At 70.1% G+C, this 21166-nt stretch carries 17 protein-coding genes and 1 riboswitch; of the genes, 4 read left to right on the forward strand and 13 right to left on the reverse strand.

The genetic code is table 11. The features are described 5' to 3' along the window. Both ACRDSQ_RS01470 and dnaE read right to left on the reverse strand, forming a co-directional pair. The coding region (locus tag ACRDSQ_RS01470) for a cytochrome P450 family protein (RefSeq protein ID WP_431418073.1) at nt 1-944 on the reverse strand (944 nt) is incomplete at its 3' end. Nucleotides 945-977: 33 nt separating this feature from the next. Further along, complete coding sequence (gene dnaE, locus ACRDSQ_RS01475) at nt 978-4511, reverse strand: DNA polymerase III subunit alpha (protein WP_431418075.1); 3534 nt, start codon at nt 4509-4511, stop codon at nt 978-980. A 69-nt stretch (nt 4512-4580) separates the two neighbouring features. Here dnaE and ACRDSQ_RS01480 point away from each other — a divergent pair, with 69 nt between their 5' ends. Both ACRDSQ_RS01480 and ACRDSQ_RS01485 read left to right on the forward strand, forming a co-directional pair. Beyond that, nucleotides 4581-5207 carry a uridine kinase gene (locus ACRDSQ_RS01480; protein ID WP_431418077.1) on the forward strand — a complete coding sequence of 209 codons (627 nt, stop codon included), beginning with the start codon at nt 4581-4583 and terminating at the stop codon, nt 5205-5207. A 98-nt stretch (nt 5208-5305) separates the two neighbouring features. Continuing rightward, a complete protein-coding gene (locus tag ACRDSQ_RS01485) occupies nt 5306-6376 on the forward strand; it encodes an AsnC family protein (RefSeq protein WP_431418122.1) in 1071 nt (356 codons plus the stop codon). Here ACRDSQ_RS01485 and ACRDSQ_RS01490 read toward each other — a convergent pair. The 7 genes from ACRDSQ_RS01490 to ACRDSQ_RS01520 form a co-directional block, all read right to left on the reverse strand. Continuing rightward, the gene (locus ACRDSQ_RS01490) at nt 6373-6627 is read right to left on the reverse strand and encodes a hypothetical protein (RefSeq protein ID WP_431418079.1); all 255 of its coding nucleotides are present in this window, start codon (nt 6625-6627) and stop codon (nt 6373-6375) included. The two genes, ACRDSQ_RS01485 and ACRDSQ_RS01490, sit on opposite strands and share 4 nt — an antisense overlap. A 65-nt stretch (nt 6628-6692) precedes the next feature. Further along, complete coding sequence (locus ACRDSQ_RS01495) at nt 6693-7622, reverse strand: RluA family pseudouridine synthase (protein WP_431418080.1); 930 nt, start codon at nt 7620-7622, stop codon at nt 6693-6695. Nucleotides 7623-7692: 70 nt separating this feature from the next. Next, nucleotides 7693-8277, reverse strand: coding sequence for a signal peptidase II (gene lspA, locus ACRDSQ_RS01500; RefSeq protein ID WP_431418081.1), 585 nt, complete (start codon nt 8275-8277; stop codon nt 7693-7695). A 33-nt stretch (nt 8278-8310) separates the two neighbouring features. After that, nucleotides 8311-9675 carry an aminotransferase class V-fold PLP-dependent enzyme gene (locus tag ACRDSQ_RS01505; protein ID WP_431418083.1) on the reverse strand — a complete coding sequence of 455 codons (1365 nt, stop codon included), beginning with the start codon at nt 9673-9675 and terminating at the stop codon, nt 8311-8313. Nucleotides 9676-9705: 30 nt separating this feature from the next. Beyond that, nucleotides 9706-9821: riboswitch (SAM riboswitch) on the reverse strand. A gap of 66 nt (nt 9822-9887) precedes the next feature. After that, entirely contained in the window at nt 9888-11369 is a 1482-nt protein-coding gene (locus tag ACRDSQ_RS01510) for a potassium/proton antiporter (protein ID WP_431418084.1), read from the reverse strand. A 75-nt stretch (nt 11370-11444) separates the two neighbouring features. Beyond that, nucleotides 11445-11720 (reverse strand): DUF167 domain-containing protein, encoded by a 276-nt coding sequence (locus ACRDSQ_RS01515; protein WP_431418086.1) that lies wholly within the window; start codon nt 11718-11720, stop codon nt 11445-11447. Next, nucleotides 11721-12293 (reverse strand): TetR/AcrR family transcriptional regulator, encoded by a 573-nt coding sequence (locus tag ACRDSQ_RS01520; protein WP_431418088.1) that lies wholly within the window; start codon nt 12291-12293, stop codon nt 11721-11723. Nucleotides 12294-12349: 56 nt separating this feature from the next. Between ACRDSQ_RS01520 and ACRDSQ_RS01525 the strand changes: the two genes are divergently transcribed. Together ACRDSQ_RS01525 and ACRDSQ_RS01530 are read left to right on the forward strand one after the other, a co-directional pair. Continuing rightward, nucleotides 12350-12853 (forward strand): SRPBCC family protein, encoded by a 504-nt coding sequence (locus ACRDSQ_RS01525; protein WP_431418090.1) that lies wholly within the window; start codon nt 12350-12352, stop codon nt 12851-12853. Between the two features lie 215 nt (nt 12854-13068). Next, a complete protein-coding gene (locus tag ACRDSQ_RS01530) occupies nt 13069-14502 on the forward strand; it encodes a hypothetical protein (protein WP_431418092.1) in 1434 nt (477 codons plus the stop codon). A gap of 36 nt (nt 14503-14538) precedes the next feature. Here ACRDSQ_RS01530 and ACRDSQ_RS01535 read toward each other — a convergent pair whose 3' ends face one another. The 4 genes from ACRDSQ_RS01535 to ACRDSQ_RS01550 form a co-directional block, all read right to left on the reverse strand. Further along, nucleotides 14539-16128 carry a penicillin-binding transpeptidase domain-containing protein gene (locus ACRDSQ_RS01535; RefSeq protein ID WP_431418094.1) on the reverse strand — a complete coding sequence of 530 codons (1590 nt, stop codon included), beginning with the start codon at nt 16126-16128 and terminating at the stop codon, nt 14539-14541. A 121-nt stretch (nt 16129-16249) separates the two neighbouring features. After that, nucleotides 16250-19390 carry an isoleucine--tRNA ligase gene (ileS, locus tag ACRDSQ_RS01540; protein WP_431418096.1) on the reverse strand — a complete coding sequence of 1047 codons (3141 nt, stop codon included), beginning with the start codon at nt 19388-19390 and terminating at the stop codon, nt 16250-16252. A gap of 250 nt (nt 19391-19640) precedes the next feature. Next, nucleotides 19641-19934, reverse strand: coding sequence for a GNAT family N-acetyltransferase (locus ACRDSQ_RS01545; protein ID WP_431418097.1), 294 nt, complete (start codon nt 19932-19934; stop codon nt 19641-19643). Between the two features lie 15 nt (nt 19935-19949). Then, nucleotides 19950-21161, reverse strand: a complete 1212-nt coding sequence (locus ACRDSQ_RS01550) for an MFS transporter (protein WP_431418098.1) — start codon at nt 21159-21161, stop codon at nt 19950-19952. Between the last annotated feature and the right edge of the window lie 5 nt (nt 21162-21166).

Below are 21166 nucleotides of genomic sequence, written 5' to 3' on the forward strand. Positions count from 1 at the left end.
GGCTCGGTGGTGAGCCGGAAGGTCGCCAGGTTCACCGGGCCGTCGTAGCGGAGGAACTCCTCGATGGCACCCGAGAGCAGGGTGGGGTCGGCCCTGAGCGCCGCCAGCTGGTCCGGGCGGGTCAGCAGGCCGAGCATGGCGTTGCCGATGAGGTTGACCGTGGTCTCGTGGCCCGCGACAAGCAGGAGGAACGCCATGGAGACCAGTTCCTCGCCGGAAAGCCGGTCACCGTCCTCGCTGGCGTCGATGAGCGCGCTGAGCAGGTCGGCGCCGGGCTCGGCGCGCTTGGCCTCGATGAGGCCGATCAGGTAGGTCTGCATCGACGCGGCCGCGTTGTGCAGCTTCTCGGAGCGGTCGTTCGACAGCAGCTGATCCGACCACGACCGGAAGTCGTCCCGGTCGTCGAGGGGGACGCCGAGCATCTCGCAGATCACCGTGATCGGCAACGGGAACGCGAACGCCTCCAACAGGTCGATCTCCTCGGCGCCCGCCATTCCCGCGAGCAGCTCCTCGGTGATCGCCTCGATGCGGGGGCGCAGGTGGTCGACGCCGCCGGCGGTGAACGCCTTGTTGACGAGTTTGCGCAGCCTGGTGTGGTTGGGCGGGTCCGTGTTGAGCATGTGCGACGACAGGCTGGTGCTGAAGTCGACCCGCTGCGCGCCGGGGGCGAGGTGACGGTCGGTGACGTCCGCCGACTTGCGGATGTTCTTGCTCAGCGTCGGGTCCGCCAGCGCCGCGCGCGCCTCGGCGTAGTCGGTGACCAGCCAGACGCGCACCCCCGTCGGAAGCTCGACCTTGCGGACCGGGCCGGTGGAGCGCAGTTCGGCGTAGACCCCGTACGGGTCGTCGATGAATCGGGCGCCGAGCTTAATGTCGTTGTCCAGCACGGAAATCATCCCCCCAGTGGTGTGCGGTTCGAGCCCCTTGGCTTCCACCGTACTCACTTTCAGGATCACCGCGAGTAGTTGTCCACAGGCTTAGGAGAGGCAGCCTGGACCCAGCAGTGCCTTCAGGTCCCCCATCAGCGACGGCGACGGGCTCACCCGCAGCGCGTCGTCGAGTTTGAGGAGGGTTTGCCGGGGCCCGTTGATCAGTTTCAAGTGGACTTCCGTGGTCCCAGGGTAGGAACCCAACACGTCCTTGAGCTGCGCGACCAGCGGCGGCGTGCACTTGGTCGCCGCCATGATCAGCCGGAACGGCGCGCCCGCCGCGTTGGACAGGTCGGGGACGGCGAGGTCGTTCGCGATCAGCGAGGTCCGGTCGTCGCGCTTGGCGACCCGGGCCTTCACCAGGACGATCGCGTCCTCCAGGACCCCCATGCCGATCACCGCGTACGTCTTCGGGAAGAACAACACCTCGATGCCGCCGGCGAGGTCCTCGAGCATCGCCGAGGCCCACGGCTCGCCGTTGCGGTTCACCCGCCGGTTGACCGAGGCGAGAATGCCGCCGATCACGACCTGGGTCCCGTCGGGGATGCCGCCTTCGAGGATCGCCGCGATGGATGTGTCCGACTGCGAGGTGAGCACATGCTCGACCCCGTTGAGCGGGTGGCCCGACACGTAGAGCCCGAGCATCTCCCGCTCCAGGGCGAGTTGGTGCTTGGACTCCCAGACCTCGTCGGGCACCCGCACGTCGAAGACGCCGGCCACGTCCTCGTCCGCGCCGCCCGCCGCGCCGAACAGGTCGAACTGGCCGACCGCCTCGGCTTTCTTGGTGTCCATGACCGCGTCGATGGCGTCGGTGTGGATCAGGAACAAGCCCTTGCGCGGGTGCTTGAGCGAGTCGAACGCGCCGGCCTTGATCAGCGATTCGACGACCTTCTTGTTGCAGGCCACCGCTTCGACCTTGCGCAGGTAGTCGGAGAAGTCGGTGAACTCGCCCTTCTCGGTGCGCGACTTGATGATCGAGTCGACGACGTTGGCGCCGACGTTGCGGATCGCGCCGAGGCCGAAGCGGATGTCGCCGCCGACCGGGGCGAACTCCTTCTCCGACTCGTTGACGTCGGGCGGCAGGACGGTGATGCCCATCTTGCGGCATTCGGCCAGGTAGACGGCCGCCTTGTCCTTGTCGTCGCGCACACTCGTGAGCAGCCCGGCCATGTATTCGGCCGGGTAGTTCGCCTTGAGGAAAGCCGTCCAGTACGAGACCAGGCCGTACGCGGCGGAGTGCGCCTTGTTGAACGCGTAGTCGGCGAACGGGACGAGGATGTCCCACAGGGTCTTGATCGCGTCCTTCGGGTAGCCGTTCTTCTCCATACCGCCGGAGAAGTTGACGAACTCCGCGTCCAGGACCTCTTTCTTCTTCTTACCCATGGCCCGGCGGAGCAAGTCCGCTTGTCCGAGCGTGTATCCCGCCAGTTTCTGCGCGATCGCCATGACCTGCTCCTGATACACGATCAGGCCGTAGGTTGTGCCGAGGATGTCTTCCAGCGCCTCCGCCAGGGCGGGGTGGATGGGGGTGATCTCCTGCTGCTTGTTCTTGCGCAGCGCGTAGTTCGTGTGCGACTTCGCGCCCATCGGACCCGGCCGGTAGAGCGCGCCGACCGCCGAGATGTCCTCGAAGTTGTCGGGACGCATGAGGCGCAGCAGGTCGCGCATGGGCCCGCCGTCGAGCTGGAACACGCCGAGCGTGTCCCCGCGCGAGAGCAGCTCGTAGGTGGCCTTGTCGTCGAGGCCAAGGGTTTCCAGGTCCGGCACCGGTTTGCCGTTGCGCTCGATGTTGCGCAGCGCGTCGTCGATGACGGTCAGGTTGCGCAGGCCGAGGAAGTCCATCTTCAGCAGCCCGAGCGACTCGCACGTCGGGTAGTCGAACTGCGTGATGATCGACCCGTCCTGCGGACGCTTCCACAGCGGGATCGTGTCCATCAGCGGCTCGGCGCTCAGGATGACCGCGCAGGCGTGCACACCGGCGTTGCGGATCAGGCCTTCCAGGCCGCGGCCGGTGTCGATGATCTCCTTGACCTGCGGGTCGCTGTTGTACAGCTCGCGGATCTCGGTGGCCTCGGCGTAGCGCTTGTGCTGCGGGTCGAACAGGTTGTTGAGCGGGATGTCCTTGGCCATGACCGCGGGCGGGTACACCTTGGAGATCTTGTCCGCGACCGCGTACCCGGGCTGGCCGAAAAGCACTCGGGCGGAGTCCTTGATCGCGGCCTTCGCCTTGATCGTGCCGAAGGTGATCACCTGCGCGACCTTGTCCGCACCCCACTTCTCGGTGGTGTAGCGGATGACGTCACCGCGCCGACGTTCGTCGAAGTCGATGTCGATGTCGGGCGGGCTGACCCGGTCGGGGTTGAGGAACCGCTCGAAGATCAGGCCGTGGGCCAGCGGGTCGAGGTCGGTGATGCCCATCGCGTAGGCGATCAGCGCACCCGCGGCGGACCCTCGGCCGGGGCCGACCCGGATGCCGTTGTTCTTCGCCCACTGGATGAGGTCGGCGACCACGAGGAAGTACGCCGGGAACCCCATCTGGGTGATGACATTGATCTCGAACTCGACCTGCCTGCGGTGTTCCTCGTCGACGCCGTCGGGGAACCGCTTGTGCATGCCCTCCCACACCTGCTGCCGGAAGAACTCGTCCTCGGTCATGCCGTCGGGGATCGGGAACTTCGGCATCAGATTGCGGAACTCGAACATCCCGCTGATGTCGACCTTCTCGGCGATCACCAGGGTGTTGCGGCACCCCTCCTGCCACGGGTCGGACGAGTCGATCGCGCGCATCTCGTCCGGCGACTTGAGGTAGTAGCCGGTGCCGTCGAAGCGGAACCGAGTCGGGTCCTGCAGCGTGCTCGCGGTCTGCACGCACAGCAGGGCGTCGTGCGCGTCGCGGTCCTCGGCGTAGGTGTAGTGCGAGTCGTTGGTGACCACGAACGGAAGGTCGACCTTCTTCGCGACCTCGATCAGACCGTCGCGGACCCGGCGCTCGATCTCGATGCCGTGGTCCATCAGCTCGACGAAGAAGTTGCCCGCGCCGTAGATCTCCTTCCAGGCACCCGCGGCGGCCACGGCCTCGTCGAACTGGCCGAGCCGGAGCCTGGTCTGGACGTCGCCGGACGGGCACCCGGTGGTGGCCATCAGCCCCGCCGAGTGCTCGGTGATCAGCTCACGGTCCATCCGGGGCCACTTACCGAGCTGGCCCTCCAGCGACGCCAGGCTCGACAGCTTCATCAGGTTCCGCAGGCCCTGGTCGTTGCGCGCCCAGATCGTCTGGTGGTTGTACGCGCCGCTGCCGCCGACGTCGTCGGACTTCTGGCTCGGGTCGCCCCAGCGGACCCGGTCCTTGTTGAACCGAGACCCGGGTGCGATGTACGCCTCGATCCCCAGGATCGGCTTGATACCGGCGCCCTTGGCCTGCCGATAGAAGTCGTAGATGCCGTTGGTGTGACCGTGGTCGGTGATCGCCACCGAGGTCAGGCCGAGGCGCTCGCACTCGGCGAACATGTCCTTGAGCTTGGCCGCTCCGTCGAGCATCGAGTACTCGGTGTGCACGTGAAGATGAGCGAAGGAGTCAGCCACGGGCACACCTTAGTCGGGCCGTCGGACAGTTCTGTGGACCGGCACGCGAGACAGGGAAGGATGGCGGGTGTGCGTTTCCGACCGCTTTCGCCGCCCGCTCTCATCGACGAGGTGTCCGCGCAGGTGGCGGCCCGTCCGGAGATCACCCGCGTGATCATCGACGGTGCGCCGCCCACTCGCCCGGACGTGCTGGCCGACCGGATCGGCGAGCGGCTGCGGGTGCTGGGCCGTCCTGTGTTGAGGGTCTCGGCGGCCGATTTCCGGCGGGCCGCGTCCCTGCGGTTCGAGCGTGGACGCACCGACCCGGACGCCCGGTACGACGACTGGCTCGACGCGGGCGCGCTGCGGCGTGAGGTGCTCGACCCGTTGGGCCCCAACGGGTCGCGTCGAGTCCTGCCGCGACTGTGGAACACCGACACCGACCGCGCCGCCCGCGCCGACTATGTCGACCTCCCCCATGGTGTGGTGCTGATCGACGGCGAACTGCTCTTGGGCCGCGGCCTGCCGCACGACTACTCCGTGCACCTGTGGCTCTCCGCGCCCGCGCTGGCCCGCAAGGTCCCGGAGAGCGAGCAGTGGGCGCTGCCCGCGTTCGCCCGCTACGACGCCGAAGTGCGCCCGCTCTATATCGCCGACACCGGTGTGCGCGCCGACGACCCACTGCGCCTGGCCGTGCTCGATGACGCCCCGGTGTGAGCGGACGATCACGCAAACGGATCTTCGCCGGGCCGGTGTGACAGCTTCCGGCGCAGGAGGACGAGTGACCCGGTAGCGTGCGATCCGTGACGGATCCCATGGACGCACGGGTGCTCGGCGTAGTCGCCGAGATGGGGCGTGCCGCGGTGCACGAGGTGGCCGCGCGGCTGGGCATGGACCCTCGCGAGGTGGCGTCCCGACTGGTCGCGCTGTCCGCGGCGGGGGTGCCGCTGCTCGTCGGCGTCGAGTGCGACCCCAACGGTGTGCGGGCCGCGCTGGCCCGGATGACGGCGCCCACCAACTACGGAGCGCCGGCCCCGGGACACGGCCAAGGCGTGCACGGCACGCCGTCCGGGGTCTATGGCGCGCAAGGGACGCCGTCGGGCGTGTATACCGCTCAGCAAACGCCCGGCCCGCCCTATGGTGCCCAGGGCACGCCGTCGAGTGCCTACGGGGCGCAAGGGACGCCGTCCGGGGTCTACCCGCCCTCGCCGCCCGCCGGGTACCAGCAGCAGCCGTACCAGCCGCAGCAGCAGCAGTTCCCGCCGTCGGGCCCGCACCAGGTCCGCACCGGACCGCCCAGCCAGCCGTTCCCCGCGCCGACGGGCCCGCCGAGCCAGCCGTTCCCGACGCCCGCCGAGCCGATCTCCACCTGGGGTCCCCCTGGCAGCTCGTCGTGGGCGCGCGGCGACCAGCCCCCCGCCACGACCATGCCCGACGACCGCACGCGACCCACGACCCGGCCGCGCAGGCAGGGCGTCGCGGGCGAGACGCTGGAGGCCGAGGGCCTGGAGGGTGAGCGGCTGTCGATCCAGCTCGTCGAGGTGGTCGACCCGGCCGACTACCTGTTCACCGCCGCGGGCTACCGGCTGCAGGCGGGCGAGCGCTCGGTCGTCGTGCACACCGAGCTGACCAACCGCGGGACCGTGCGCTTCGGCACGCTGCCCGACCTGTACCTGGTCCTGGTCACCCCGGACGGCAAGTCGATGTCCAAGGCACCCGTGTCACTGTCGTCCCGGCCGCCGCACCGCATCGGCGTGGCGCCGGGCGAAACCGCGGGCGGACACACCGTGTATGTCGTGCCCGAGGACCTTGAGATCACCGCCGTGCAGTGGAGCCCCCGCCCGGATGAGGAATCCCGGACGCTCACCTGGAAGATCGAGAACTAGCGGCCGAACAGCTTGCCGAACCAGCTCTTCTTCTCAGCACCCGGGTTCGCCACCGGGATCGGCGACGTCGGCGGCTCACGGTCGTAGCGCACCTCGTCGGGGTTCACCCGGACCGTCTCGTCGACGTCGTCCGGCGCCCCGCCGATCACCGACGGCGCGGCGCCGTCCCGCATGAACCGACCGTGTCCCCCGGTCGCGAACGGATCACCGTCGTTCGCGCCGTCCCACTTCGCCTCGCGCTGATCGCTCATCGCTCCCCACCCTCTTGCCGACTCTCGGACCCAAACTAGCCCAGAGCGACACGAACGGGTGGGATTCAGTAGTCCGCGGCGAGCAATTCCAGTGCCCCGGCCAAGTCCGCGGGGTATTCGCTGGTGAATTCGACCCACCGGCCGTCGTCGGGGTGGTGGAAGCCCAGCGTCCGGGCGTGCAGCCACTGGCGGGTCAGGCGCAGGCGCTTGGCCAGGACCGGGTCGGCGCCGTAGGTGAGGTCGCCGACGCACGGGTGGCGCAGCGCCGAGAAGTGCACCCGGATCTGGTGCGTGCGACCGGTTTCGAGCTTCACGTCCAGCAGCGACGCCGCGCGGAAGGCCTCGATCGTCTCGTAGTGGGTGATGCTCGGCTTGCCGCCCGCGACGACCGCCCAGCGGTAGTCGTGCTTGGGGTGGCGGTCGATCGGCGCGTCGATGGTGCCGACGCTCGGGTCCGGGTGCCCCTGCACGAGCGCGTGGTAGCGCTTCTCGACAGTGCGCTCCTTGAACGCGCGCTTGAGCACGGTGTACGCGCGCTCGCTCTTGGCGACCACCATGACGCCGGTCGTGCCGACGTCGAGCCGGTGTACGACGCCTTGGCGCTCGGCGGCGCCCGAGGTCGAGATGCGGATGCCCGCTCCCGCGAGCCCGCCGATCACCGTCGGGCCGGACCAGCCGGGGCTGGGGTGCGCGGCGACGCCGACCGGCTTGTCGACCACGACCACGTCGTCGTCCTGGTGCAGCACGATCAGGCCCTCGACGGCGATCGCCTGGACCTCGATCGGCCGTTCCGGCTCGGGCAGCGTCACCTCGAGCCACGTGCCCGCGAGCAGGCGGTCGGACTTGCCCGCGGGCCGCCCGTCGACCAGCACGTCACCGGACTCGGCGAGCGCGGCGACGACGGTGCGGGACAGGCCGAGCAGCTTCGACAGCCCCGCGTCGACCCGCATGCCGTCCAGACCATCGGGAACAGGAAGGGTGCGCGAGTCGCTCATGCGGCCACCTCATGAATTCGGTGGCTCCACTCGCGAAGGCACTGTGTCGATGATTCGCTCGCAAGCTCGCTCATGCGGTTTCTTTCGCCTTGGCCGAGGTGTGGGTGCCGTCGTAGTCGCGGCCGAGCATCGCCATGAGGACGATCAGGCCGCCGCCGACGCAGATCGCCGAGTCGGCGACGTTGAACACCGGCCACACCTCGCCGTTGGGGCCGAACACCGACACGAAGTCGATCACGTGCCCCTGCAGGACGCTGGGGGCGCGGAAGACGCGGTCGGTCAGGTTGCCGAGCGCGCCCGCGAGGACCAGGCCCAGACCCAGCGCCCAACCCGCGGAGCGCAGCTTCGGGATGATCCAGATGATCGCCACCACGACACCGAGCGCGACCAGGCTAAGCAGCCAGGTCATGCCGGTCGCCATCGAGAACGCCGCACCCGGGTTGCGCACGAGCTGCAGGTAGACGGCACCGCCGAGCAGCCGGATCGGGGCCTCGCCCTCCAGCGTCGCGACCGCGATGATCTTGGTGACCAGGTCCGCGGCGAACACGGCCAGCGCGGCCGAGATCAGCAGCAGGCGGCGGCGGGCGGGCGGTGCGGGCGTGGCCGGTTCCGACTCGGTCGGGGTATCACGGTCGTCGCCGCGCTCAGTGTTCACCGGTCCATTGTCCATGGTGTGCGGAGCGGCCGGTCAGGACACCTCTCGGAGGAACGGCGGCAGCGGCCGCTCGTCGTCGGCGGGGACCCACCGGCCGTCGACCTGCGCATAGGTGAAGGCCGGTCCGTCGGCTGCCAGCGAGCGCAGCGCGGCGACGAGCCGGTCGACGTGTTCGGCGGTGGAACCGAGTCCCAGGCTGGCCCGGACGGCCCGCTGCTGGTCGGCGCCGGAGCGGTCGAGGAGCCTGCGGGTGGCGATGTGCGCGCAGAAGGCCCCGTCGCGCACGCCGATGCCGTGCTCGGCGGACAGGGCGGCGGCGGTGAGACCGGCGTCGAGGCCGTCGACGCTGAAGCTGACCACGCCGACCCGGTCCTGCTCGGGTCCGAACAGTTCGAGGACCCGCAGGCCGGGGATGCCCGCGAGGCCTTGGCGCACCCTGCGCAGCAGGGTCCGCTCGTGCGCGGCCACGTCGTCCCAGCTCTGCGACAGCGTCTCGCAGGCCACTGCGAGCGCGTGCACACCGACGACGTTGGGCGAGCCCGCCTCGTGCCGCTCGGGCACGGCGGTCCAGGACACGCCGAGGTGGTCGCCCCAGTCGACGACCTGGCGGGTGGCGCCGCCGCCGACCAGGTACGGGTCGGCCGCCTGCAGCCAGTCCGAACGCCCGATCAGCGCGCCCGCGCCATAGGGGGCGTAGAGCTTGTGGCCGGACAGGACGACGTAGTCGACGTCGAGCGCGCGGATGTCGACCGGGCGGTGCGGGGCGAGTTGCGCGGCGTCGAGTACGACCCGGGCGCCGTGGCGGCGGGCGACCTTGGCGAGTTCGGCGATGGGCCACACCTCGCCGGTGACGTTGGACGCGCCGGTGAGCACCACCAGCCGCGGACCGACCGGGCAGGTGCTCAGGGCGGCGTCGAGCGCGGCGATGGTGGCGGCGGCGTCGGCCGGGGTCTTGACCCGGTGGACCCGCGGTCCGCGCCACGGCAGCAGGGCGGCGTGGTGCTCGGTGTCGAACAGCACGACCGAGGTGCCCTTGGGCAGCGCGCGGGCGAGCAGGTTCAGGCTGTCGGTGGTGTTGCGGGTGAAGACCACCGCGTCGGTCGCGCGCGCGCCCACGAACCGGCGCAGTGTGTCGCGCGCCTGCGCGTAGACCCCGGTGCACACCTGCGAGGCGAAGCCCGCCCCGCGATGCACGCTGGCGTACCAGGGAAGCAACTCGTCCACGGCGTCGCGCACGGCGTCCAGACAGGGCGCGCTCGCGGCGTGGTCGAGATTGGCGTAGCCGACCTGGCGGCCGTCGAGCAGCGGCACGGTCAGGCGGGCGCCGACGACTGTGGGCACGGTGGACTCACTCGGGTCGGCGGTGCGTGCTGTCGGGAAGGAGATGGCGAGCGTCAAGGCAGGCCTCCGGGTCCTGGGACCCGCATGGGTCCGCGCTTGCCCGCTCGCACCACGCGACGGGCCAGGTCCTCACCCGGGGCACCCCACCGCGGAAGGAGGGTTGCCGGTCAGCGAGCCGGGGCTTGACGCTGACACTCATGACCTTGGTCTCGACCCTAGCCGACAACTCGGGCGCCGCGCACCGCCGTCCAGATTCTGGGAGTCGACGATCAGTCCTTGCCGGATTCGCCCTTCCAGCGGGCGTAGCGGCCCGCCCGGTCGACCGCGCGGATGCGGCTCTCGGTGGCTGAGCGCACGGCCTGCGTGGTGACCACGAGAATCTGGTCGCCTTCCTGCAGCCGGGTGGTCGGGCCGGGGGTGAAGCCCTTCCCGTCCCGGGCGACCAGGCTGACCGTCGCGCCCGGTGGCAGCCGCAGTTCGGCCAGGTACACGCCGTGCAGCTTCGAGCCTGCCGGGATGGTCACCTGCAGCAGCTCGGCGTCGAGTTCGTCGAGGGTGGCGACGTCGACCTCGACCTCCTTCGGCTTCGCCCCCGGATCGAGCCTGAGGACGCGCGCCAGCATCCCGAGGGTGCTGCCCTGCACCAGCGTCAGCACGATGACCAGCACGAACACCGCGTCAACCAGCTCGGTCGCCCCGGGCAGGCCCTGTGACAGCGGGATCATCGCGAGCACGATCGGCACGGCTCCGCGCAGTCCCGCCCAGGAAAGGAACGCCTGTTCTCGCCAGGGGACTCTGAACGGCGTGGTGGAGATCAGCACGGACAGGGGTCTCGCGAGGAAGGTGACCACCGCCCCGGCGACCAGCCCCGGCACGATCGCGTCGAGCAGCCGCGACGGCGAGGCGAACAACCCGAGCAGGACGAACAGGCCGATCTGCGCGAGCCAGCCGAGGCCCTCGGCGAAGGAGACGGTGTCGGCCCGGTGCGGCAGCTTGGAGTTGCCCAGCACCAGGCCCGCGATGTAGGTGGCGAGCAGCCCGGAGGCGTGCGCGGCCTGCCCGCCAGCGAACGCGAGGATGCACACGGCCACCGTCGCGAGCGGGTAGAGGCCGGTCGCGGGCAGCGCGGCCCGGCGCAGGGCGTGCGTGCCGAGCCAGCCGAGGCCGACGCCGATCACCGCGCCGAGGCCGAGTTCGTAGACGAGGGTGAGCGGCAGGGTCCAGGTGACCGGGTCGGTCGAGGCGAGCAGCACGACCGCGATGTAGCAGGGCGCGTCGTTCATGCCGGACTCCAGCTCCAGCGACCCGACAAGCCGTCTGGTGACCGACAGGTTGCGCAGGACGCTGAACACGGCCGCGGCGTCGGTGGACGCCAGCACGGCGCCCCACAGCATCGCCATCCGCCATTCCAGGCCGAGGATCCAGTGCAGCATCGCGCCCGCGACTCCGACGCTGATCACAACCGCCACTGTGGACAGGGCGATTCCGGGCCACAGCGCGGGTTTCACCTCATCCCACCGCGTGGTCAGGCCACCTTCGGTCAGGATGAGGACCAACGCGGCCAAGCCGAGCGCCTGCGTCAGCTCGGCGTTGGAGAACTCGATGCCGAAGCCCGCTTCGCCCAGCAGGACGCCGATCCCGAGGTAGAGGAGCAGCGAGGGCAGGCCGACCTTCACCGAGACGCGCACCGCGAGCACGGCCGCGAGGATCACGGCCGCTCCGATGCCGAGCGCCAAGGTCAGGTCAGCCACGCCGCCTCCACGTTGTCAGACGCATTCTCCCCTGCCGCGGGCCGACCAGCGTCTTCTCGACGATCAGGCCCCGCGTCACCGCTCGTCGAGCAGCCGGTCCAGAGTGGATTTCGCGTCGTCGGGAGGGTGATCGATCTCGACGACCTTGTCCCGGCCGCGGTCGCCGGTGACGATGTGGACGTCCTGGCGGCGCACCCCGAAAGCCGCGGCCAGCGCCCGGCGCACCGCTTCGTTCGCCTTACCCTCGACCGCGGGCGCGGCGACGGCCACGACCAGCGCGTCGGTCCACCGACCGCCGACCTTGGTCTTGCGCGCGCCCGGCTTGACCCGGACCCCGAAGCGGAACGCCATTCACCGCTCCGCCGCGGGCACGAGGATGACCCGCAGCACGTCGTCGATGTAGGCGCGCCTGCTCGACGCCGAGCGGGGCAGCAACTCGGGCGCGACGCGCATGAGCTGAGCCTGTCCGAGGTAGGCGGAGTAGGCGAACACAGCCCGTCTGCGCGCCGCGGCACGGCCGAAGCCCAAATCCGTGAACTGCGTGACCAGATAGGCGATCCGGCGTTCGGTCACCCGTGAGACAGCCGCCGAGACCACGGGATCGGCGGTGGACGCCAGCAGCGCCAACTCGATGCCGAAAGCGTGCTCGCCCGCGAGGATGGCCCCGAACAGCAGCCGCAGCCGCTCCTCGCCGGTGGCGCCCTGGTCGGCGAAGCCGATCACACCTTCGGTGTGCTCCCGCTCCCACCGGGCGAGCGCGGCTTCGAGGAGCGCGTCGCGGGTCGGGAAATGCCAGTAGAGGCTGCCTTTCGTGGCTCCGACGCGGGCGGCGAGCGGCTCGACGGCGACCGCGGCCGCGCCGCCCTCGGCGATCGCTTCGAGCGCGATCGCCGTCCAGTCGTCCTTGGTCCTTCTCGTCGGCACACCCATACGCTACCGTACGCTCAACACCATACGGTTCCGTACGGAAGGACGATCGCATGATTCTCAATACGCACCAACGGGAAATCCCGGTCGAGCCGCGGCGCGTCGGGGAGCTGCTCGACCAGCTCCTGGGGCCCGACAGCCCGATCTGGCCAGTCGACTCCTGGCCAGAGCTGCGCTTCGACCGGCCGCTGTCGGTGGGCGCGGTGGGCGGCCACGGTCCGATCCGGTACTCCTGCACGGCGTACCAACCCGGCAGGCTCGTCGAGTTCACCTTCGCGCCGGACTTCGTCATCCAGGGAACGCACACGCTCGAAGTGGTCGACGGCGCCACACCGGACACCTGCGTGGTGCGGCACGTGCTCACCGGGCACCCGAAGGGCGCCGGGCATCTGCTGTGGCCGCTGGCTATCCGGTGGCTGCACGACGCGCTGATGGAGGACGGCTTCGACCGGGCGGGCGACTCGGTCGGACACCCGCCGGCGCGCCGCGCGCGATGGTCGCCCTGGGTGCGGATCCTGCGCTGGGCGATCGAGAAGCGTGCTCGCGCGGCGGTCTAAGAGCTACACCCGAATGGCGCATCAAGCGTTCCTGCATCACCCGTAAGGCGGCATGGTTCTTTTACGGAAAGTTGCAGTACGCATGGGGAAGATCTGCGTTTAACATGGGCGAACGCAGCGTGCGACGGACCGCTCCACTCCCCTGCCGGACTCGCCCACCGAAGGAGGCTCCGCTCGCATCCGGCCCAGTGCCGGATCGCCGAGCAGGCAACCAGATGACCGCACACCGATGGAGTGCCCTCTCCTCGGTCCGCCTCATCGCGCGTTCCCGGCGTTTGCGCGCCGAAGAACGGACAGCGACCGCGGGCCACGTCTTACTCAGACTCATCGTCCCGCTCGGCTTGGCCGGGCTGACCGCCGCCCTCCGGGTGGGGATGCTCCAGTCCCCCGCCCAACCCGTTGAAGCACAACATGTGGCACAGGTGTACGCGGTGGCCGAGCTTGGCAAGCTGCTCGACCCACTCGGCGCCGCAGCGGCCCCGCTGGCCTGGTTACAGATCGGCGGTTACACCGCCCTGACCGACGCCTTCGCCCGGCACGCGACCGGCGCCATCGCCGTCCGCGAATCGATCCTGTTCGCCTCCGCCTGCTGCGCCCTGCTGGTGTGGCTCTTCGCCCGCCGCATGTCGCTGTCGCGGTGGACCGCCGCCGCCGCGGTCGGCATGGTCGCGCTGTCACCGATGGCGATCTCCATCCAGAGCGCCGTGCGGCCGGAGAACGTGGCCATGCCGTGGGCGCTGGCCGGGCTCGGTTTGCTGTGGACCCACAACCGGCACCGCTCACTCGCGCCGGACCTGTGGGCCACGGCGTTCCTGGTCATCGCGGTGATCACCGCCCCGGTCATGCTGGCGCTCGTCCCCACCGGCGCCTGGCTGATCTGGCGGCGCCGACGCAAGCGCTTGTCGCTGATGGTGGCCTCGCTGTTCACCCTCGGCGTCGGCATCGGCCTGGGCACCACCAGGGTCCTCGACGGCGCCTACCTCACCGGCGACGGACCCGTCCCGGCGCACTGGGTGGCGATGGACCCGGTCCTGGCCGCCACCGCCGTCTTCGCCGCCTGCGGCGCCCTGTTCTCCTACCGGCTGCGCCCGCTCGCCGTCGGTGTCCTCTCCCTGATCGTGACCGCACTGATCCCCGGCGGCCCCGGAACCGCGGCCCTGACCGTGGTACCGCCGCTGGCCGCACTGCTGATCGCCGGAACGGTGGAGTGCGGCATCACCCACCGCGAGCGGGTCGGCAGGCACCAGCTGGTCAGGCCGTTCCTGGTGCCCACGGCGGCGCTCGCGGTGACCGTGGCCGCGTTCGCGATCCCCGCGTGGGCGAGCCCGGTCGGCGCGACCGAGCGTTCCGACATCGCCCCGGCTGTCGCGGCGGCGGGTTGGTTGCGGGTCAATCTGCCCGAGGCGCGGATCCTGACCGACGATTCCATGTGGGTGGACCTGGTTCGCGGGGGACGGCCGATTGCCGCCACCACCCGACCGGACGAGTGCGTCGACACCTGTCTGGCGCAGTCGTGGCTGCTGCTCACCCCGGCCCTGCGCCAGGACATCGACGTCCGACCAGGACTCGCGAGCGCGGTGGACCGCAGCAAACTCGTGGCGGTGTTCGGCGCGGGCGAGACCCGGGTGGAGGTCCGCAGCCATCCATAGTGGACTGATGCCGTCATCCGGCGAGGATGCGGGACATCAGCCCGCCAGGAACGTTCCCGCCACGGCCACCGCGGGCGCGGCCGAACCCGCGTCCTCGACCAGCACGGCGAACGCGACGTCGCCGCGATAGCCCGCGAACCAGCCGTGTGAGTGGGTGCCGTCGCCGAACTGGGCGGTTCCGGTCTTGCCGGCCACGGCGCCGTATTTGGCCAGCGCCTGGGCTCGGCCCACGGTCACGACCTCGCGCATCATGGTGCGCAAGGATTTGACGGTGGCCGCCGAGGGGCCCTGGTAACCGGTCTTCACGACGGTCTCCACCCCGGTGAACAGCCGTGGGGTGACCGCGGACCCCTTGGCCACCGTGGCGGTCATCAGAGCCAAGCCGAACGGGCTGGCCTGGACCGTGCCCTGCCCGATGCTGTTCTCCACCTGCTCCGGGGTGCCCCGGGCGGGCTGGACCCGGCCGGTCTGGGTGCTGATGCCGGGGATCTCGAAGTCCGCCGCGAAGCCGAACTGGGCGGCCGCGGCGGGCAGCGAGTCCGACGGCAGGTCGGCGGCCAGCGCGGCGAAAGTGGTGTTGCAGGACTGGGCGAACGCCGTGCGCAGAGGGCCGTCGGGGAGTTCGAAGTCGGCGTTCTTGATGCTGCGGGTGCCGATGGTCTGCCTGCCGAGGCAGGGCACGACGGTGTCAATACCGGCCTTGCCCTGGTTGAGGAGCGCGGTGGCGGTGACGACCTTGAACGTGGAGCCAGGCGGGTACAGGCCGTTGAGTGCCTTCGGGCTGCTCCCGGCGGCCGAGTTCTGCGCGACGGCGAGGATGCCGCCGGTCGACGGCTGGATGGCGACCAGGATGGCGGCGCCAGGGGCCGAGTCCACGGCGGCCTGGGCGGCCTTCTGGGTGACCGCGCTCAGTGTCGCGGTGACGGCCGGGGTGGGTTTGGCTTCGACGCCGAAGAGGTTCTCGACCTCGGCGCCCGCCTTGTCGAACAGCACCACGCGGACCGGGGCGGGGGTGCCCGCGGGCTGCACCTGGTTCTTGATCGCCCCAGCCAGCAGCGGCACGGCGGCGGGGTCGAGTGGCTTGCCGTCGCGGTCGAGGACGGCGTTCGACGCGGCGGCGGGCTGCCGCACGCCGAGGGAGAAACCGGACGTCAGCCTGGGATGCACGATCGCGGGGTCCCAGCGGACCCGCCAGCCCGCGGTGGCGCGTTCCATGGTCAACGCACTCGGGTACGTCCACACCTGGTCGACGCCCAAGGTCCAGCTGATCTGGAACTGCTGGGCGATCTCGGTCGCGTCCGCGGCGGGCGCCGCCTGGTTCGTCCACGCGGTGGCCACCTTGGTCGCCCCCAGCATCGACTTGACCTCGATCAACACCCGCGAGGCACCCTCACGGTCCGAGGTCATCGTCGCCGCGGTGACCATGTCCTGCGCGGCGAGCGACTTGATGAACCGATCACCGACCTGCAGTGCCGTCATGGTCGGCTGCGCCGATGTCGTCGGTGTGTTCGCGGCGGCCTGCGGCCCGCGTTGCCTGGGCATCAACACAAAGATGGCGGCGCCCACGCAGGCGATCACCGCCAACGCCCCAATGGACAGAATCCAGCGCTTTCGTGTCGATGACACGTCGAACCCCCAGTACCGCACATCCCCCGACGCGCGACAGTCACGCTTTCACCCACGATGCCAGGAAGGCGGCTCCCGGACTACCGAAAGCCGCCTTCCTGATACCTGCGCGTGATGTGAATTACCGCCGAACCACCAGCACCCGCACCTCGACACCGTCGCCGACTGTGCCGTCGAACCCAGTCTCGACCTCGCCGTATGCCACCACTTCGGCCAGCGTGTCGCCGCCGACGATGCCCTCGTGCGTGCGCACGGCCGCGCCCACGTCCTCCGGCGCGTGCACCGTCAGGCTGATCCGGTCGGACACGTCCAGACCGGCGTCGCGCCTGGCCTGCTGCACGACGCGGATCAAGTCGCGGGCGATGCCCTCGGCCGTCAGCTCAGCGGTGACCGCGGTGTCGAGCACGACCAAGCCCGAACTGGCGGGCAGCTCAGCGGTCGCACCCGGGTCGGTCGCGACGAGCCGGCGCTCGTACTCGCCGTCGAGCAACTCGATGCCCGCCGCGACAACCGCGCCGCCGTCGGCGGTGGTCCACTCCCCCGCCTTCACCGCCTTGATCACCTTCTGCACGTCGGCCCCGAGCCGCGGCCCGCACGCGCGGGCGTTGACCACGAGTTCGAAGTGACCGTGCGCGGCGACGTCGGTGGTCAGCTCGACCTCCTTGACGTTCACTTCGTCGCGGATCAGCTCGACGAACGGCTCGAGTACCGCCGCGTCCTCGGCCGCCACCAGCAGTCGCGCCAGCGGCAGCCGCACCCGCAGCTTGTTCGCCTTGCGCAGCGCCAGCGCCGACGAGCACACCTGCCGGACCCGGTCCATACCCGCGACCAGCTTGTCGTCGGCGGGCAGGTCGTCCGCGGCGGGCCAGTCGGCCAGGTGCACCGAACGCTCGCCGGTCAGACCGCGCCAGACCGCCTCCGCGGTGAGCGGCAGCAGCGGCGAAGTCAAGCGGGACACCACTTCCAGCACGGTGTGCAGGGTATCGATCGCGTCGGTGTCGCCCGACCAGAAGCGGTCACGCGAGCGGCGCACGTACCAGTTCGTCAGCACCTCAAGGTATTCGCGCACCGAGGCGCAGGACCCGGAGATGTCGTAGTTGTCCATCGACTCGGTCACCGACACCACGAGCTGCCGGGTCTTGGCGAGCACGTAGCGGTCGAGCACGTGCGTGGAGTCGACCCGCCAGGTGCCCTCCTTGCCTTCGGCGTTCGCATACAGGGCAAGGAAGTACCACGAGTTCCACAGCGGCAGCACGGCCTGGCGCACCGCGTCGCGGATGCCGCGCTCGGTCACGACCAGGTCGCCACCGCGCAGGATCGGGCTGGCCATGAGGAACCAGCGCATCGCGTCGGAGCCGTCGCGGTCGAAGACCTCGTTGACGTCCGGGTAGTTCTTGCGGGACTTGGACATCTTCTGCCCGTCGTCGCCCAACACGATGCCGTGCGCGACGCAGTTGGTGAACGCGGGCCGGTCGAACAGCGCCGTCGCGATCACGTGCATCGTGTAGAACCAGCCGCGCGTCTGGCCGTTGTACTCGACGATGAAGTCACCCGGGTAGTGGTCCTCGAACCACTGGGCGTTCTCGAACGGGTAGTGCACCTGGGCGAAGGACATCGAGCCGGACTCGAACCAGCAGTCCAGCACCTCGGGCACCCGGCGCATGACCGACTTGCCCGTCGGGTCGTCCGGGTTGGGCCGGGTCAACTCGTCGACGTGCGGGCGGTGCAGGTCGGTCGGGCGCACGCCGAAGTCACGCTCGAGGTCGTCGAGCGAGCCGTAGACGTCCACCCGCGGGTACTCGGGGTCGTCGGACACCCAGACCGGGATCGGCGAGCCCCAGAACCGGTTGCGGCTGATGTTCCAGTCGCGCGCGTTCTCCAGCCACTTGCCGAACTGGCCGTCCTTGATGTGCCCGGGCACCCAGTTGATCTGCTGGTTCAGCTCGACCATGCGGTCCTTGAACTTGCTGACCGCGATGAACCACGACGAGACCGCCCGCTGGATCAGCGCGTTGTCGCAGCGCCAGCAGTGCGGGTACGGGTGGTCGTAGGTCTCGTGCCGAAGCAGCAGGCCGGCTTCCTTGAGGTCGCGGATGATCGGCTTGTTCGCGTCGAAGACCTGCAGGCCCTCGTACGGCGCGACCTCGCTGGTGAACCGGCCGTGCGGGTCGACGGGGACGACGACCTCGATGCCCGCGGCGTCGGTGACGAGCTTGTCCTCCTCACCGAAGGCGGGCGCGATGTGCACGATGCCCGTGCCGTCCTCGGTGGTGACGTAGTCGGCGGCGAGGACCTGGTGGGCGTTCTCCCGCCCGGCGAAGAAGTCGAACGGCGGCGCGTACTTCGTGCCGAGCAGGTCGGAACCGGTGTAGCGCGCGAGAACCGCGGGCTCCTCACCGAGTTCGCGCGCGTAGGCCGGGACTCGCGCCTCGGCCAGCAGGTAGCGCTTGTCCTCGGGACCCTGGACGACGACGTAGTCGACATCCGGGTGCACGGCGGCGGCGAGGTTGGACGGAAGCGTCCACGGCGTGGTCGTCCACACGAGAGCCTGGACGCCGTCGAGGTCGGCGCCCGGCGCGAGCAGCCGCAGACCGACCGTGACCGCCGGGTCCTGGCGGTCCCGGTAGGTGTCGTCCATTTTGGTCTCGGTGTTCGACAGCGGCGTCTCGCAGCGCCAGCAGTACCACAGCACGCGGAAGCCCTCGTAGATCAAGCCCTTGTCGTGCAAGGACTTGAAGGCCCACATGACGCTTTCCATGTAGTCCAGGTCGAGGGTCTTGTAGTCGTTGTCGAAGTCGACCCAGCGGGCCTGGCGGGTCACGTAGTCGCGCCACTGGTCGGTGTAGCGCAGCACCGACGTGCGGCAGGCCTCGTTGAACTTCTCGATGCCGAAGTCCTCGATCTCGCTCTTCGACGAGAACCCGAGCTGCTTCTCCGCCTCGACCTCGGCGGGCAGACCGTGCGTGTCCCAGCCGAAGCGGCGCTCGACGTGCTTGCCGCGCATGGTCTGGTAGCGCGGGACGACGTCCTTGACGTAGCCGGTCAGCAGGTGGCCGTAGTGCGGCAGGCCGTTGGCGAAGGGCGGGCCGTCGTAGAAGACGAACTCGTTGGCGCCGTTGTCGCCCGCCGGGCGAGCGTCCACAGTGGCCTTGAACGTCTGGTCGGCGGACCAGTAGTCGAGCACGGCCCGTTCCAGCTCAGGGAAAGAGGGCTGCGCGGGGACAGCGGCGGTCTCGGTGTGGTGCGCCCTGGGGTACGGCATCGGTGGTACTCCTCGTACGGATCGGTCGGACCCACACGGGGACGACTCGCGCCGGCCTCCATGCCGCCGCTCGCCGCGGTACCACCCCGCTTGCCGCCGGCGCCGAAACGCCGATGACCGCTCTAGGTCGGCTGTGACGGGCCGATCCCGTCCGGTTCTACTGAGGCTCGCGCCCGTTCTTCCGGAGGCTCCCCGGTGATGGCCGGATCAGTGCCTTGACATCCAGGGTAACCGGTCCGCGCAAGCCGGTTCAGCCGACCAGGTGTTTGACCATGATCGTCGTGGGCGCGCGGGCGGTGTCCTCCAGCGCGGCCATCAGCGCACTCGCGCAGCCCTTGCCCCGCGCGTCGCGGTGCACCAGCAACTTGACCACCTCGGCGCGGTGCGGACCGTTGTCCTGGGTCGCGAGCGCCAACCGGACCGTCCCGACGACCCGAGGGGTGCCGACGAACCCGACACTCGCCCCGCTCGCCACGCAGTCCACCAGGACCTGCGCCAGCCCGTCGACAAGTCCGTCCGCGTCCTTCACCAACTCGACTCGCATGCCGCCATTGTGGCCTCAAGGTCGGTCCGGCTCGAACGCCTCCCGCCGAAAGTGCCGCCACGCGAAGCCGGTCAACACGACCATCGCCGCACCGGCAGCCCACATCGGCGCCGTGACGCCCCACTGGCGCGCGATCAGGCCACCGGCCAGTGAGCCGATCGACGCGCCGCCGATGACCAGGAGGAAGTACACGCTGCCGACCCGGCCGCGCAGCCGGTCGGGAATGACCCGCTGGCGGACCGACATGGCGACGACTCCCCAGATCGACGCGTGGACACCGAAGACCAGCAGCGTCGCCCCGGCGACCCACGCGTCGGTGGCCAGTGCCAGGCCGAAATGGGTCGCGGTCTCGATCACCATGCCCGCCCGCAGCAGCCAGGCATCCCCGAATCGCGTCTGCGCACGAGCGGCGACGGCGGTCCCCATCAGGCCACCCACCGCCATCACCGCCAGCAGCAGCCCGAAGCCGATCTCGGGCAGGTCGAGATGCTCCTTCGCATAGAGCACCAGAATCGCCGACGGCGCGAAGAACGCGACGTTCATCAGGCACAAGACCACCGCGAGGGCCCTGAGCAACTCGTGTCGCCACAGCCACCGCAGCCCCTCGCCGATCTCCTGGCGCAGCGGCCGTCGCTCGACGACCTCAGCGGGCGGCGGTCGGTATCGCAGGGTGGCCAGCACGGCGGCGCCGAGGAGGAACATCGCGGCGTTGGTCCCGAACGGCAGGGCAGCGCCGACCACGAACAGCGCCGCACCCACCGGCGGCGCGATAAGCAGGTTGCCGACGAAGTGCAGGGCGTAGAGCCTGGCGTTGGCCTTGGGCAGCAGGTCGGGCGACACGACTGCGGGAACCATGGCGGCGGAGGCGTTGTCGGCCAGCGTCTCGCCGATCCCCAGCAGGAAGAACGCGGCGTAGACGAGCGCGATCGTGACGTGGCCGGTCCATACGGTCGCGGCCAGGCCGCCGATCACGACGGCCCGGAAGACGTCGACCGAGATGATCAGCACCCGGCGGTCGAGCCGGTCGACGAGCGCGCCACTGATCAGGGAGAACAGCAGCCAAGGCAGCCGCTGGACGAAAGCCGCACCGGACACGATCGCCGGGTCGGAGGTCAGTCCGGAGACCAACAGCGGGCCCGCGGCCAGCGCGATGCCGTCACCGAGGTTGGTCGCGGCCGTGGACGCCCAGAGCTTGCCGAAGTCGCCACCGAGACGCTTGGTCCCCACGCCGG

The sequence above is a fragment of the Actinokineospora sp. genome, assembly GCF_050699995.1.
Classification (GTDB): domain Bacteria; phylum Actinomycetota; class Actinomycetes; order Mycobacteriales; family Pseudonocardiaceae; genus Actinokineospora.

What these genes read in the sequence shown, in the direction of transcription:
- ACRDSQ_RS01485 (WP_431418122.1), top strand. Translation starts at nt 5,306, where the DNA reads ATGGACGCACGGGTGCTCGGCGTAGTCGCCGAGATGGGGCGTGCCGCG.
- ACRDSQ_RS01490 (WP_431418079.1), bottom strand. Translation starts at nt 6,627, where the DNA reads ATGAGCGATCAGCGCGAGGCGAAGTGGGACGGCGCGAACGACGGTGAT.
- ACRDSQ_RS01495 (WP_431418080.1), bottom strand. Translation starts at nt 7,622, where the DNA reads ATGAGCGACTCGCGCACCCTTCCTGTTCCCGATGGTCTGGACGGCATG.
- ACRDSQ_RS01515 (WP_431418086.1), bottom strand. Translation starts at nt 11,720, where the DNA reads ATGGCGTTCCGCTTCGGGGTCCGGGTCAAGCCGGGCGCGCGCAAGACC.
- ACRDSQ_RS01525 (WP_431418090.1), top strand. Translation starts at nt 12,350, where the DNA reads ATGATTCTCAATACGCACCAACGGGAAATCCCGGTCGAGCCGCGGCGC.
- ACRDSQ_RS01530 (WP_431418092.1), top strand. Translation starts at nt 13,069, where the DNA reads ATGACCGCACACCGATGGAGTGCCCTCTCCTCGGTCCGCCTCATCGCG.
- ileS (WP_431418096.1), bottom strand. Translation starts at nt 19,390, where the DNA reads ATGCCGTACCCCAGGGCGCACCACACCGAGACCGCCGCTGTCCCCGCG.
- ACRDSQ_RS01545 (WP_431418097.1), bottom strand. Translation starts at nt 19,934, where the DNA reads ATGCGAGTCGAGTTGGTGAAGGACGCGGACGGACTTGTCGACGGGCTG.